The following is an 11,457-nucleotide window of genomic DNA, read 5'->3' on the forward strand; positions in this document are numbered from 1 at the left end:
GCAGTCCATCACGGTTTGTCCTGGTCGGCATCGTCTTTGGAAGCAGACAATTCACCTTTGGAGCGCCCGGCAAACATGGTCCACCAGACGATCGCGATCAAGACGACCAAGGCCAACAAAGCTTCCAGCAAAATCAAACCCATGAACACGTTCCTTTTGATGCGATGGCCATCGGCCCGGGCCGCATGGTTATTGGCCGCGATTGTAGGCAGTCTGGCCGGTTGCGCCGTGGCCCCCAACCGCCAGCCCTCGTGGCCCGAAGCCCGAAGCACCGCGCCAAACGGGTCGCTACCGGCCTCAATCACGCAAGCCCAAAGCCGCTGGGTGCCCGTGCCCTGGTCCCACATCACCGGGCTGGACAGCGACGATCTTCAGGAAGCCTGGCCGGCTTGGCAGCAGAGCTGCCTGCGCCCCACTCCCGCCTGGAAAACCCTGTGCCCCGAGGTGAGCCAGCTGGCCAATGCCTCCGCCGCCGCACAGCGCCAATGGATGCGCCAGAATTTGCAGCCCTACCGCGTGGAGTCGCTCGACCAACGCAGCGAAGGACTGCTCACCTCGTATTACGAACCTGTGCTGAGCGCCTCGCGCATGCCGCGTGCGGGCTACAACGTGCCCTTGTATGCGCCGCCTGCAAACTTGGCCCAGCGCAAGCCCTGGTACACCCGCCAAGAGATGGAAACCACATCCGCCGCCCGCAACGCCCTGCGCGGTAAGGAACTGGTGTATCTGGCCGACCCGGTCGACGCCATGGTGCTGCACATCCAGGGCTCGGGCCTCGTCAACCTGAGCGAGCCCGATGGTCAACAGCGCCTGGTGCGCATGGCCTTTGCGGGCACCAACGAGCAACCCTACAAAAGCATTGGCCGCTGGCTGCTCGACCAAGGCCTGATCCGCGACGCCTCTTGGCCCGGCATCAAGGACTGGATCGCACGCAACCCCTCACGCGTGAACGAGTTGCTGTGGCAAAACCCACGCGTGGTGTTCTTCAAAGAAGAAGCCTTGCCGCCGGGCAGCACACCGCCTGGGCCCAAAGGCGCACAAGGCGTGCCACTGACCGCTGGCCGCTCCATCGCGGTGGACCAGGGCAGCATCCCCTACGGCACGCCGGTCTGGCTGCGCTCGCCAGGGCCGGTGACATCGCTGGACAAACTGGTGCTGGCGCAAGACACCGGCACCGCCATCGTGGGTGCGGTGCGGGCCGACTATTACGCGGGCTCGGGCAGCGCCGCTGGCGAGTTGGCCGGACGCATGAAGCAGCCTTTGCAACTGTGGGTCTTGTGGCCCAAATGAGGGCCTGCTCATGAAAACCGTGTCCTGCCGGGCTGGCTGCGCCGCCTGCTGCATTGCGCCCTCCATCTCCTCGGCCATCCCCGGCATGCCCCACGGCAAACCTGCGGGCGTGCCCTGCGTGCAGCTCGACGAGCAGCTGCGCTGCAAGATCTTTGGCCAACCCGGCCGTCCTGCCGTGTGTGGTCAGCTGCAAGCGTCTCTTGAGATGTGCGGCCCCACCGACGATGGCGGGCAATATGCGCGCATTTATCTGACGCAACTGGAAGCACAAACCCGCCCCGGCTGAAGGTGCGCCAAGTCACCAAGAGGTCTGACCGCGCACAGGCTTGTGGTTAAGCTGAACGCCTTGTTTTGATTCAACCCCGCAGGAGCACAGCCATGGCGTTTGAGATCCCTTCACTGAAAGACAGCGTTCACCCCGACGAGTGGCAGTTGCGTGTCGATCTGGCCGCTTGCTACCGATTGGTGGCGCTGTACGGCTGGAGCGATCTGGTGTTCACCCACATCAGCGCCAAGTTGCCCGAGTCGGTCACCGGCGGACAGGAACAGTTCCTGATCAACCCCTATGGCCTGATGTTCGACGAGATCACGGCATCGAGCTTGGTCAAGGTGGACATGCAGTGCAACAAACTGCACGACAGCCCCTTCCCGGTCAACCCGGCGGGCTTTGTGATCCACAGCGCGGTGCACGAGGCGCGGCACGATGCCGGTTGCGTGTTGCACACCCACACCCGTGCGGGCGTGGCCGTGAGCGCTCAGTCGCACGGCGTGCTGCCCATCAGCCAGCAAAGCACTTTTGTGCTGGCCTCGCTGGCCTACCACGGCTACGAAGGCGTGGCCATCCGCGACGAGGAGAAGACCCGCCTGCAAGCCGACCTAGGGGAAGCCAATTATTTGATGCTGCGCAACCACGGCCTGCTCACCGTGGGCAAATCGATCGCCGATGCTTTCTTGTCGATGTACACGTTTGAGAACACCTGCCGCATTCAGGTCGATGCGCTCGCCGGGCAATCGGGCCCGAAGGACCTGACAGCCGTGAACCCGCAAATTTTGGACGGCATCTCTCACGCCATGCGTGTGCAAACCGGGGGTTTGGGCGGCGCTTTTGTTTGGCCTTCGCTGCTGCGCAAACTGGCCCGCGAAAATCCCGGCTTTGACGTTTGATTTCCTTGAGAGCAGCTCCCGTGCGCGAATGACATCCAGATGGCCCATGAGCCATCGCGCATGGGGTACGGCTCCTACACAAAACCATCTCACACCATGACCTCCCTGTTTGAACCCTGCCAAGTCGGCACCCTGGCCCTGTCCACCCGCATCGTGATGGCGCCGCTCACGCGCAACCGTGCGCCGGGCGGCTTGGCCAATGCCCGCATGGCCACTTATTACCGCCAACGCGCCAACCCCGCCACTGGCGCGGGCCTGATCATCACCGAGGCCACCGGCATCAGCCACCAAGGCCAGGGCTACGCCGATGTGCCCGGCATCTGGAGCGCCGAACAAGTCGCCTCGTGGAAGCAGGTGACCGACGCTGTGCATGCCGAAGGCGGCAAGATCGTGATGCAGCTGTGGCACGTGGGCCGCATCTCGCACACCAGCTTGCAGCCCAATGGCCAAGCGCCCGTGGCCCCGTCGGCCGTGACCGCCAAAGGCAAAACCGTTTTGCTGGTCGACGGCCAAGCGCAGTTTGTGGATGTATCGGCACCCCGTGCGCTCGATGCCGCCGAGTTGCCGGGCATTGTGGAAGACTACCGCCGCGCCGCCGCCAACGCGGTGGCTGCGGGTTTTGATGGCGTCGAGGTGCATGCAGCCAACGGTTACCTGATCGACCAGTTCCTGCGTTCGGGCAGCAACCAGCGCAGCGACGCGTATGGCGGCTCCATCGAAAACCGTGCCCGCTTTTTGCAAGAAGTGATGCACGCCGTGGTGGCCGAAGTCGGCGGCGGCCGCACCGGCATTCGCCTCTCACCTGTGACCCCTGCCAACGACGCGAGCGACGACTTGCCACAGCCATTGTTTGAGCATGTGGCCCGGCAACTGGCCCCGCTGGGCCTGGCCTATGTGCACATCATCGAAGGCTCGACCGGAGGCCCGCGTGACCACCAGCAAGGCCCTGCGGCGTTTGACTACGCGGCGCTGAAAACCGCTTACCGCCAAAGCGGCGGGCAGGGCGCCTGGATGGTCAACAACGGTTACGACCTGCCACTGGCCGAACAGTCCTTGCGCGAAGGCGCGGACCTGATCGCTTTTGGTCGCCCCTTCATCGCCAACCCCGACTTGGGCGCGCGCCTGAAACAAGGCGGCCCCTTCAACACGCTGGACCGCGCCACCTTGTACGGCGGCGGTGATGCCGGTTACCTGGACTACCCGACGCTGGGCTGAAGCGCAAAGCGCAGGCTGACTTTCAGCCCATCGCCAGCGCTGGCGGGGCTGACCATCGACAGCTGCGCGCCCATGATGCGGGCGTACTCGGCCACGATGGCCAGGCCCAGACCGGAGCCTTGCTTGAGCGCTTCGCCCGCGCTGCCTTGGGCCCAACGGCCCAAGAGGCGTTCGCGTTGCGCGTCCGTGATGCCCGGGCCGTTGTCGATGACCGACAAACACACCGCCCCCGGCTCTGGCCGATGGATAGCCACCGTCACATGGCGAGGACCGCCATCGGCGGGCACGCCGTAACGCAGGGCGTTGTCGATCAAGTTGTTCAAAACACCTTCCAGCAAGGCGCGTTGGGCCGAGATGAACAGCGGAAAATCCAAGCCTTCCTCAAAGTCCACGCCCAGGTCCACCCTCAGCGCATCGGCGCGGTGCAAATGGCGCATCAGGCTGTCGCGCACCACCTCGTCCAAAGCCAGCGGCTGCGGCTGCAAGACTTGCTGCGCTTCTTGCGCCAAGGCCAAGGCCAGCAACTGGTCGATCAAGTGGCTGGCCCGCTCCTGGCTTTGCGCGATGCTGCGCAATTGCTCGCGCCAGACCTGCGGGTCGGATTGGGTCAGGCCATATTCGGCCAAAGCCCGGATACCCGCCAAGGGCGTGCGCAGCTCGTGCGCCACATTGCCCGCAAACTCTTTTTGCCCGCGCACGCTTTGCTCGATGCGGGTGAGCAGCGCGTTGATGGACTCGCCAAGTTTTTGCACATCCAGCGTGCGGCTGGAAATCATGAGCGGTGTCAGATCACGCACATCACGCTGGGCCACCGCTTGCTCCAGATCCATCAGGGGTTGCACATCTTTTTGAATGGCGCGGCGCAGCCACCAGGCCAGCCAGGTCAACAGCAACAACTGCGGCACCAGCGAAATGAACAGCAAGCGCTGAAACAAACGGTCCTGCACACGTGTGGTTTGCGCCACCACCACGGTGAAGTTGGCGGGCTTACTGCGCTCCAGCACGACCGCACGCAAGCTGCGGTTCTGAAACGGGATTTCGGTGAAAAACGGCGTCATCGCCGAACGGGCAACCACCGGCAGCGGCAAGCCCGCGTGGCCCGCCAGCAACTGGCCTTCGTCCAGATAAACCGCAAAGTACAGGTTCTCGTTCTGGTCAAACAGCAAATTGCCCATCTCGACCGAACTCAGGCCCAGCGTCAAGCCGCCGTCTTCGGCATGTCGCACATGGCTGGCCACCGCATAAGCGTCGTCCAACAAGGCGCGGTCAAACGCCTGTTGCGTGAAATAGCGTGCCACCGCCAAGGCCAGCAAGGCACCCACCAGCCACGTCAGGGCCAACGGCAAGATCACGTGGCGCAACAAACGGGCGCGCAAGGTGGTGAATGCAGGCTTCATGACTGCGCTTCTTCCATCAAGTAGCCCAGGCCGCGCAAGGTGCGAATCGATGCACCCGATTGCGCCAGCTTTTTGCGCAGGCGCGAAATGAAGGCTTCCAGCGCGTTGTCGGCCAGCGCTTCTTCAAAGTCCGAGAGTTTGTTGGACAGGTCTTTCTTGCTCACGGTGCGTCCGGGCGGGCTCATCAACTCCCACAACACCTCCAGCTCGCGTGCAGGCAAGGTCAACTCCTGACCCTCGATCAGGATGCGCCGCGCCTTGCGGTCCAACACCAGCTGCCCTACTTGGGTCTGGTCATCGGCCCCGTGGCTGCGACGCACCAAGGCCCGCAAGCGGGCTTCGACTTCGGCCAACTCAAAGGGCTTGCCCAAATAGTCATCTGCCCCGGCGTCCAGGCCGGCAATGCGTTCATCGGTGCGGTTGCGGGCCGTCAGCACCAGCACAGGGGTCTTGTCGCCTTTGGCGCGGCGCTCGCGCAGCAAGGTCAAGCCGCTGACCATCTCGGCATCGCGGCGCGCAGTCTGGGGCAAATTCAAGTCCAACAACACCGCGTCATAGGCCTGCACATGCCACAGGTGCTGGGCCTTCGAGAAGTCGCCCGCGGCATCCACGCGGTGCCCAGCATCGGCCAGGCTGCGCAGCATGACGGCTTGCAGCACCGGATCGTCTTCCACCAACAAGATACGCATGAACCCGAAATCTCCAAAAAACAGCCCCTGAAGTCAGGTATTGGTCAGGCCAGTTGACCGATAAAGGAGGGATGAGCATACGACACTTGTTTCTTTTGAGCGGCCTGGTGGCCTGGGGCACCAGCCCCTGGGCCATGGCGGCTGACGCGGTCACCGCACCGGCGGCACCCCCTTTAAGCATGACAGCGCCCGCATCTTCGGTCCTGAGCCTGCAGCAGGTGCTGCAAGCGGCCCGGCAAAGCCCCGATGTGCTGGCCGCACAACGCGCCCTGAATGCGGCGCGGGCTGATGTGCTGAGCGCCAACCGCGCCCCCGCGCCCACCTTGTCGGCCGGCATCTCCTCGATTGACCTGCAAAACGGCAACGGCAGCGGCTCTTTCTGGTCGGAAAAGCGCATCGACAAATCGCTGGGGCTGGACTGGACCTGGGAGCGCGGCAACAAACGCGCTTTGCGCACCGAAACCGCCGAGCGCAGCGCCAAGGCCGCCCAGGCCGACAGCCAGGACGCTTTGCTGATGCAGCAAATCGGGGCCCAGGCCGCTTTTTATGACCTTCTGGCCGCGCAGCAACGCCTGCAAGCCGTACAAGCCATCGGCCAAAGCGCCGCCCAGCTGGCCCGCAGCGCCCAACTGCGCCTGAAGGCCGGCGACCTGTCGGCCCAAGACGCCGCGCGCACCCAGATTGAAGCCGAACGCGCCCGCGCTGACGAGCAAAGCGCCATGCTGGACCGCCAACAAGCGGCCTGGAGCCTGTCGCAGTGGACCGGCTTGCCCGTGCCGGCCGGTGGCTGGCAAGTGCAAGGCGAGTGGCCTGCCAGCACCGCCGACACCGCACAAGCCGATGCGCTGCTGGAGACGCTGGTCGAGCAACGCCCTGACGTGATCGCCGCCCGCGAACGCGTGGCGGCCGCCCAAGCGGCCTTGCAATCGGCCCAGGCCATGCGCCAGGCCGACCCCAGCGTGGGCACCAGCTTTGACCATTTCCCAGGCACCTCCACCCGCTTGCTGGCTTTGCGCATCTCGGTGCCTTTGAACGGCTGGGACCGCTTTGACGGCGAAATTGCCCGCGCACTGGCGCAAGAAGAACAAAGCCGGGACCTGCTGCAAAAAACACTGCTGCAAGCGCGTGCTGACCTGGGCGCGCTGGTACAAGCTTGGCAAGCCAGCGCACAGCGCCTGAAGATTTTTGAAGACAACATCCTGCCGCAAGCCACCCAGGTGGCCGCGCAAGCAGAAACGGCCTACAGCAAAGGCGGTTTGACGCTGACCGACTTGCTGGATGCACGCCGCACCCTCAAAACCACCCAACTCGATGCCCTGGCCGTGCGCAACGCGCACGCCAAGGCGCTGGGCACCTGGCAGTTGCGCTCGGCCGCACCGGGCGCCCGTTGAACCCCTTTGAATTCCTGAGCGAGACCCCTCTGTGAAAACTTTACGCACCCCGATCACCCTCTTGAGCATCGCCGCACTCACTTTGCTGGCCGCCTGCCAAGACAAGCACGAGCCCGTGGCCACGGCGCCCATGCCCATCATCCAGAACAACCAGTTGCGCTACCCCGCAGGGCACCCCCAGCTGCCACTGCTGGTGAGCGTGCCTGCGGCACAGGCCGAAAGCGTCAACATTGAATTGCCCGCCAAACTGGTCTGGAACGAAGAGAAAACGCAACGCGTGTTTCCGGCTTTCACCGGCCGCGTGACACGCATCAGCGCCGATGTGGGCCAGTCGGTCAAAGCCGGTCAGGTGCTGGCCGAGTTGGCCTCGCCAGAGTTTGGTGCGGCGCAAGCCGACACCTCGCGCGCGCAAGCCGAGGCCACTTTGGCGAAACTGGCCTTGCAACGTCAACGCGACTTGTTCGAGGCGGGCGTGGTGGCCCGCAAGGATCTGGAACAAGCCGAGGCCGAGGCGGCCCGTGCACAAGCCGAAGTGGCTCGCGCACAAGCACGCACCAGCCTTTATGGCGGTGGTACCAGCGTGAACCAACAATTGGGCCTGCGCAGCGACATGGCCGGCGTGGTGGTGGAGCGCAACCTCAACCCAGGCCAAGAAGTGCGCACAGACAGTGCGGGTTCGCCGCTGTTTGTGGTGTCTGACCCGAGCACCTTGTGGGTCTCCATCGATGCACACGAAGCCGATGTGCTCGACCTGCGCCCAGGTGCCCGTGTGGTGCTGCAAGTGCCCACCTTGCCCGACCAGAAGCTGGAAGCCGTCATCAGCGCAGTGACCGATCAGATCGATCCGACCACCCGCACGATCAAGGTTCGCGCCACCGTGGCCAACCCCAAGCGTTTGCTCAAAAGCGAGATGCTGGCCACTGTGCGCTACGAACGCCATGTGGGCCACAGTGTTCAGGTGCCAGCGACGGCGGTGTTCCTGCGTGGCAATCAGCACTATGTGTTTGTGCAAAGCCAGCCCGGCGTGTTTGAACCGCGCGATGTGAAGGTCTCTTATGAAGGTGCCAAACTCGTCTTGCTGGGTGAAGGCCTGAAGCCGGGCGAGCAGGTTGTGGTGCAAAACGGCCTGCTGCTGGCTCGGGAACTGCGGATTGCCCAAGACGCCGCACACAGCAATGAGCCTGCCAAACCATGAAAAAGCTCATCCACTATGCCCTGAACCAGCCGCTGTTCATTGTGCTGGGCACACTGCTGTTTGTGATGGCTGGCGTCATCGCCTTCAAGAACCTGTCGGTGGAAGCCTTTCCGGACGTGACCGACACACAAGTGACGGTGATTGCGCTGTACCCCGGTCGCGCGGCCGAAGAGGTTGAAAAACAAGTCACCTTGCCTCTTGAGGCAGGCTTGTCGGGTTTACCCAATTCAATCCGCGTGTTCTCACACACGCAGTTTGGCTTGTCTTTCACCGTGATCACTTTCGACGAAAAAGCCGAGGTGAACCTGGCCAGACAACAAGTCAATGAACGCTTGAGTGCGGTCGATCTGCCCGATGGCGCTCAGGTCAACATCGCCCCCAACGCCACGCCAGTGGGCGAAATCATGCGTTACCGCGTGCGCGGCGACGGCATGTCGACGACCGATCTGCGCACCATCGAAGACTGGACCATTGAACGTGCCTTGCGTCAGGTCCCCGGCATTGCTGACGTGGTCGCCATGGGGGGCTTCATCAAGCAATACGAAGTCCAGCCCGATCTGGACAAACTGCGCGCCTACAAACTGACCTTTCAGAATTTGCTGGACGCCTTGGGCCGTGGTAACTCGAACGCGGGCGGCAGTTACGTGGCGCAAGGCGCGCAGCAATTTGCAATCCGCGGCATTGGCCTCTTGCGCTCACCCGAAGAAATTGGCCAGATTGTGTTGGGTTCGCGCAATGGCACCCCCATCCTGATCCGCGATGTGGCGCAGATCAGGCTCGGTGCTGTACCGCGTCTGGGCACCACCGGCCAGGACGATGACGATGACGCCGTGATCGGCATCGTCATCATGCGCAAAGGCGAAAACCCCAGCGTGGTGCTCAAAGCCGTCAAGGACAAACTGGCGCAACTGAACGAACGCGGTTTGCCACCGGGCGTGCAGATCATGCCTTTTTATGACCGCACATGGCTGATGAACAAAACCCTGTCCACCGTGTTCAAGAACATGGTGGAAGGCGCTGTGCTGGTGGCGCTGGTCCTGTACATGTTCCTGTCCAATTTGCGCGGCACGCTGGCGGTGGTGTTGATCATTCCACTGGCTTTGCTGTCCACCTTCATGGGCTTGAAAATCATGGGGGTTCCGGCCAACTTGCTCAGCTTGGGCGCGATGGACTTCGGCATCATCGTGGACGGCGCGGTGATCGTGATTGAAAACATCATGCACAGACTGGCCGAGCGGGGCGAGGGCATGAACGAGAAGGAGCGCAAAACCCTGATCACCGAAGCGGCCAACGAGGTGGGTCGTCCCACCTTGTTCTCCATGCTCATCATCATCGCGGCGCACATCCCGATCTTTGCGCTGCAACGGCATGAAGGCCGAATTTTCCAGCCCATGGCCTTGTCGGTCACGGCGGCCTTGATCGGTGCCTTGGTGTTTTCGTTGACGCTGGTGCCCCTGCTGGCGTATTGGATGCTGCGCAAAGGTTTGCCACACGGCGACAACCGCTTGGTGGCTTCGCTCAAGGGTTTTTATGCGCCCACGCTGGATTGGGCTTTGCTCAACCGCCGCAAAGTGGTGGTGATTGCTTTGTCGGCTTTTGCCCTGTCGATCGGCGCTGCTTCACGCTTGGGATCGGAATTCCTGCCCGAACTCAACGAAGGCACCTTCTGGGTCAATTGGGACTTGCCCGCCAGCGTGTCTCAAGACGAAGCCAAGAACGTGCTGAAGTTGGCCCGCAAAGCCTTGCTGACGATTCCGGAAGTGCGCACGGTGGTGTCCAAATCCGGTCAACCCGAAGATGGCACCGACCCCAAAACCCTGAGCATGGCCGAAGTGTTTGTGGACGTGAAACCTGCCGAAGAATGGCGCAAAGGTTTGACCCATGACCAATTGATTGAAGAGATGGACCGCAGCCTGTCGGTCATCCCGGGCGTGGACCCGGCCTTCTCTCAACCCATCCGTGACAACGTGCTCGAATCGATTTCGCAGATCAAAGGGCAAATCGTGGTCAAGGTCGCTGGCGACGACTTGACCGAGCTGCGCCACTTGGTGGAAGCCATGCAGCGCGAGTTCAAGCAGGTCAAAGGCATCCAGCGCGCCGAGGTGGACCGTCTGGGCGAGTTGCCGCAACTGGTGATCGACATCGACCGCGAACGCGCTGCCCGCTATGGCTTGAATGTCAGCGACATCCAGGATGTGATCGAAGCGGCATTGGCCGGCAAATCGTCCACCCAGATCTGGGAAGGGGAGCGCAAGTTCGCCGTGGCCGTGCGTCTGCCCGAAGACCGCCGCTCGATCGCGCAGTTGTCCAGCACGCCCATTGCGATTCCCAATGGGGGCTACACCACGCTGGGTGCCGTCAGTGACATTCGGCAAGCCAGTGGGGCCATGAACATCGCCCGCGAAGCCGGTCGCCGGACCATGGCCATTGGCATCTTCATCAAAGGACGCGACATGGGCTCGGTGGTGGCCGACATGAAGGCACGCGTTGAAAAGAACGTGAAGATTCCCGAAAACTATGCGGTCAACTGGTCAGGCGAGTTTGAAAACCAAGAGCGCGCTATGCAACGCTTGAGCGTGGTCGTGCCCATTTCACTGCTCTTGATTTTCGTGCTGCTGTTCGACGCCTTTGGGTCTTTCAAAACCGCGGCGCTGATTTTGCTCAACGTGCCTTTGGCGCTGATTGGCGGTTTTGTGGCGCTGTGGATTTTCAGCATCCCTTTATCGGTGTCAGCGGCCATCGGCTTCATTGCGCTTTCGGGGCAGGCCGTGCTGAACGGGGTGGTGATGCTGTCGGTCTTCCAGCAGCTGCGCAACGCGGGTCTGAAGGTTGTTGATGCGGTCAAAGAAGGCGCCATGCAGCGCTTGCGAACCGTGTTGATGACGGCCATGCTGGCCGCACTGGGCCTCTTGCCCATGGCCCTCAGCCACGACATCGGCTCTGAGACGCAACGCCCATTGGCCATCGTGGTCATTGGCGGCCTGATCACCGCGACCTTGCTGACGCTGGTGGTGCTGCCGGTGCTGTATGTGGCCTGGTTCTCGAAAGAAAAACCCAAGGCTGCAGACTGAGCTGGATTGCGTCTGACTTGATCTGACAAACATGCCCCCTGACGC

General features: G+C 62.5%; 10 protein-coding genes. 7 read left to right on the forward strand and 3 right to left on the reverse strand.

The features are described from left to right. Window positions 1-8 precede the first annotated feature (8 nt). Window positions 9-143 carry a hypothetical protein gene (locus B9Z52_RS18215; RefSeq protein WP_255417801.1) on the reverse strand — a complete coding sequence of 45 codons (135 nt, stop codon included), beginning with the start codon at window positions 141-143 and terminating at the stop codon, window positions 9-11. Here B9Z52_RS18215 and B9Z52_RS08960 point away from each other — a divergent pair. From B9Z52_RS08960 to B9Z52_RS08975, 4 genes are all read left to right on the forward strand, one after another. Then, entirely contained in the window at window positions 142-1,290 is a 1,149-nt protein-coding gene (locus B9Z52_RS08960) for a murein transglycosylase A (protein WP_233251900.1), read from the forward strand. The two genes, B9Z52_RS18215 and B9Z52_RS08960, sit on opposite strands and share 2 nt — an antisense overlap. 10 nt (window positions 1,291-1,300) lie before the next feature. After that, entirely contained in the window at window positions 1,301-1,576 is a 276-nt protein-coding gene (locus tag B9Z52_RS08965) for a YkgJ family cysteine cluster protein (RefSeq protein WP_108413501.1), read from the forward strand. Between the two features lie 92 nt (window positions 1,577-1,668). Further along, the gene (locus B9Z52_RS08970; protein ID WP_108413502.1) at window positions 1,669-2,454 is read left to right on the forward strand and encodes a class II aldolase/adducin family protein; all 786 of its coding nucleotides are present in this window, start codon (window positions 1,669-1,671) and stop codon (window positions 2,452-2,454) included. A gap of 96 nt (window positions 2,455-2,550) precedes the next feature. Further along, window positions 2,551-3,669, forward strand: coding sequence for an alkene reductase (locus B9Z52_RS08975; protein ID WP_108413597.1), 1,119 nt, complete (start codon window positions 2,551-2,553; stop codon window positions 3,667-3,669). Here B9Z52_RS08975 and B9Z52_RS08980 read toward each other — a convergent pair. Both B9Z52_RS08980 and B9Z52_RS08985 read right to left on the reverse strand, forming a co-directional pair. Then, window positions 3,651-5,066 carry a sensor histidine kinase gene (locus B9Z52_RS08980; RefSeq protein ID WP_108413503.1) on the reverse strand — a complete coding sequence of 472 codons (1,416 nt, stop codon included), beginning with the start codon at window positions 5,064-5,066 and terminating at the stop codon, window positions 3,651-3,653. The genes B9Z52_RS08975 and B9Z52_RS08980 overlap by 19 nt on opposite strands. Next, window positions 5,063-5,755, reverse strand: coding sequence for a response regulator transcription factor (locus tag B9Z52_RS08985; RefSeq protein ID WP_108413504.1), 693 nt, complete (start codon window positions 5,753-5,755; stop codon window positions 5,063-5,065). Before B9Z52_RS08985 ends, B9Z52_RS08980 begins: the two co-directional genes overlap by 4 nt. Before the next feature lie 71 nt (window positions 5,756-5,826). Between B9Z52_RS08985 and B9Z52_RS08990 the strand changes: the two genes are divergently transcribed. From B9Z52_RS08990 to B9Z52_RS09000, 3 genes are read left to right on the forward strand one after another with little or no spacing between them, the layout of a single operon-like run. Next, complete coding sequence (locus tag B9Z52_RS08990; RefSeq protein ID WP_233251901.1) at window positions 5,827-7,146, forward strand: TolC family protein; 1,320 nt, start codon at window positions 5,827-5,829, stop codon at window positions 7,144-7,146. Window positions 7,147-7,177: 31 nt separating this feature from the next. Beyond that, window positions 7,178-8,341 (forward strand): efflux RND transporter periplasmic adaptor subunit, encoded by a 1,164-nt coding sequence (locus B9Z52_RS08995; RefSeq protein ID WP_233251902.1) that lies wholly within the window; start codon window positions 7,178-7,180, stop codon window positions 8,339-8,341. Further along, window positions 8,338-11,412 (forward strand): efflux RND transporter permease subunit, encoded by a 3,075-nt coding sequence (locus B9Z52_RS09000; RefSeq protein WP_108413505.1) that lies wholly within the window; start codon window positions 8,338-8,340, stop codon window positions 11,410-11,412. The genes B9Z52_RS08995 and B9Z52_RS09000 overlap by 4 nt, the downstream gene beginning before the upstream one ends. The last annotated feature ends 45 nt before the right edge of the window (window positions 11,413-11,457 follow it).

This window comes from Limnohabitans sp. Jir72 (assembly GCF_003063575.1).
Classification (GTDB): Bacteria; Pseudomonadota; Gammaproteobacteria; order Burkholderiales; family Burkholderiaceae_C; genus Limnohabitans_A.

Bases quoted from the DNA above. Each gene is read 5' to 3' on its own strand.
- B9Z52_RS18215 (WP_255417801.1), bottom strand. From the start codon at position 143: ATGGGTTTGATTTTGCTGGAAGCTTTGTTGGCCTTGGTCGTCTTGATC.
- B9Z52_RS09000 (WP_108413505.1), top strand. From the start codon at position 8,338: ATGAAAAAGCTCATCCACTATGCCCTGAACCAGCCGCTGTTCATTGTG.
- B9Z52_RS08975 (WP_108413597.1), top strand. From the start codon at position 2,551: ATGACCTCCCTGTTTGAACCCTGCCAAGTCGGCACCCTGGCCCTGTCC.
- B9Z52_RS08980 (WP_108413503.1), bottom strand. From the start codon at position 5,066: ATGAAGCCTGCATTCACCACCTTGCGCGCCCGTTTGTTGCGCCACGTG.
- B9Z52_RS08985 (WP_108413504.1), bottom strand. From the start codon at position 5,755: ATGCGTATCTTGTTGGTGGAAGACGATCCGGTGCTGCAAGCCGTCATG.
- B9Z52_RS08970 (WP_108413502.1), top strand. From the start codon at position 1,669: ATGGCGTTTGAGATCCCTTCACTGAAAGACAGCGTTCACCCCGACGAG.
- B9Z52_RS08960 (WP_233251900.1), top strand. From the start codon at position 142: ATGAACACGTTCCTTTTGATGCGATGGCCATCGGCCCGGGCCGCATGG.
- B9Z52_RS08990 (WP_233251901.1), top strand. From the start codon at position 5,827: ATGAGCATACGACACTTGTTTCTTTTGAGCGGCCTGGTGGCCTGGGGC.
- B9Z52_RS08965 (WP_108413501.1), top strand. From the start codon at position 1,301: ATGAAAACCGTGTCCTGCCGGGCTGGCTGCGCCGCCTGCTGCATTGCG.